The organism is Pseudomonas brassicae (assembly GCF_010671725.1).
Lineage (GTDB): Bacteria > Pseudomonadota > Gammaproteobacteria > Pseudomonadales > Pseudomonadaceae > Aquipseudomonas > Aquipseudomonas brassicae.
Genome location: NZ_JAAHBU010000605.1, coordinates 1 through 1,586, shown reverse-complemented (window position 1 = coordinate 1,586; position 1,586 = coordinate 1). Strand labels below are relative to the sequence as shown.

The 1,586-nt window shown below is 68.3% G+C and carries 1 protein-coding gene; it reads right to left on the bottom strand.

Annotated elements, in window-relative coordinates; all coding sequences use genetic code 11:
* Positions 1-1,544: heavy metal translocating P-type ATPase (locus G3436_RS26555; protein WP_163951318.1), on the bottom strand; the 1,544-nt coding region annotated here is incomplete at its 3' end.
* Positions 1,545-1,586: the final 42 nt, after the last annotated feature.

Sequence of the window (1,586 nt, the reverse complement as noted above, 5' to 3'; positions counted from 1 at the left end):
AGGGTGCCGGTCTTGTCGAAGATCACCGTGTCGATCTGGTTCAGGCCTTCCAGTACATGGCCGCGGGTCAGCAGCAGGCCGAGCGTGTGCAGGGTGCCGGTGGCGGCGGTGAGTGCGGTGGGGGTGGCCAGCGACAGCGCGCACGGGCAGGTGGCAACCAGCATCGCCAGCACGATCCAGAAGGCCCGGGTCGGGTCCAGTTGCCACCACAGCAGGCCGATGGCAGCAGCGGCCACCAGCGAGAACAGCAGGAACCACTGCGAGGCACGGTCGGCGATCACCGCCAGGCGCGGCTTTTCCGACTGGGCACGCTCCAGCAGGCGCACGATGGCCGACAGTCGGGTGTCCTGGCCCAGGGCCTGGACTTGCACGGTCAGTGCGCTCTCTACGTTCAGCGTGCCGGCGGTCACCGCATCGCCCCGCTGGCGGGGTTGCGGCAGGTATTCGCCGGTCAGCAGCGACTCGTCGACGCTGGACTGGCCGTCGACGATACGCCCGTCGGCGGGCAGCACGGCACCTGGGTGCACCAGTACGTGGTCGCCGGTGCGCAGTTCGCGCAGCAGGATACGTTCGCTGCTGCCGTCGCCTGCCAGGCGCAGGCACGAGGCCGGCAGCAGGTTGACCAGTTGCGCGGTGGCGGCCGCGGTGCGTTCGCGGGCCCGTCGTTCCAGGTAGCGGCCGGCCAGCAGGAACAGCGCGAACATGCCCACCGCGTCGAAATACAGCTCGCCGCTGCCGGTGATGGCGGTCCAGATACCCGCGAAGTAGGCCAGGCCGATGGCCAGCGACACCGACACATCCATGGTCAGGTGGCGGGTGCGCAGGTCGCGTGCGGCGCCCTTGAAGAACGGCGCACAGCTGTAGAACACGATCGGGGTGGTCAGGAACAGTGCGACCCAGCGCAGGATGACATGCAGTTCCGGGCTCAGGTCGATATTGAATTCAGGCCAGGTGGCCATGGTCGCCATCATCGCCTGGAACCACAGCAGGCCGGCGACCCCCAGCTGGCGCAGGGCGGTACGGTTTTCGCTGGCCAACTGTTCGGCGGCGCGGTCGGCCTGGTAGGGGTGAGCGGCGTAGCCGATCTGGCGCAGCTCGGCGAGCAGGCTGGACAGCGGCAGTTGGCGGGTGGCCCATTGCACGTGCAGGCGGTGGTTGGACAGGTTCAGGCGCGCTTCGGCGACGCCTGGCAGGTTGCGCAGGTGCTTTTCGATCAGCCAGCCGCAGGCGGCGCAACTGATGCCTTCGATCATCAGGGTGGTTTCGGCCAGCTCGCCGTCGTGGCGCACGAAGGGTTGTTGCACGTCGGCGCGGTCGTACAGCGCCAGTTCGTCGAGCAGTTGCACAGGCAGTGCGGTGGGGTTGGCACTGGCTTCGCTGCGGTGCTGGTAATAGCTTTCCAGGTTGCCGGCGACGATGGCCTCGGCCACCGCCTGGCAGCCGGGGCAGCAGAAGGCACGCGGTTCGCCGAGCACCACGGCGGTGAAGTGGCTGCCGGCCGGGACGGGCAGGGCGCAGTGGTAGCAGGGCGTGGGGCTGGTCATTGTTATCTATCGCAGATGGGGGGGTGTCCCCTTCGCTGGCAA